The sequence below is a fragment of the Limosilactobacillus alvi genome, assembly GCF_016900115.1.
GTDB lineage: Bacteria > Bacillota > Bacilli > Lactobacillales > Lactobacillaceae > Limosilactobacillus > Limosilactobacillus alvi.
In genome coordinates this window covers 1-266 of record NZ_JACJJQ010000109.1, presented here as the reverse complement: position 1 = coordinate 266, position 266 = coordinate 1, and the positions used below count along the sequence as shown (strand labels likewise).

1 protein-coding gene is annotated in these 266 nt (G+C 62.8%); it reads right to left on the bottom strand.

From position 1 onward, the window contains the following. Positions 1 to 56: 56 nt before the first annotated feature. On the bottom strand, positions 57 to 266 hold a 210-nt coding region (locus H5993_RS09280), incomplete at its 5' end, for a hypothetical protein (protein ID WP_204777114.1).

Sequence of the window (266 nt, the reverse complement as noted above, 5' to 3'; positions counted from 1 at the left end):
GTTGACGGGCCATGCGGGCCTCCTACGGGTTAGGTCGGTTTGCGCTGGTTAGGGGGTCACCAGGTCTTGTCCCAAATGCGGAACCGGTCGAAGTCTGAAGATAGAAGTTTCTTCTTCATGACCTCCTGCGCGGCTGCGCGGTCATTCCATGTGACCCCGGCCTCATCGAGCCATGTCTGGACAAGTTCCATCGGGACGCTAGCCACCAGACGGTTTTCGCCCCGCTGGTCGCCCGCGCTTCGCAGGCGCGCCGCCCGGTCCAGTAC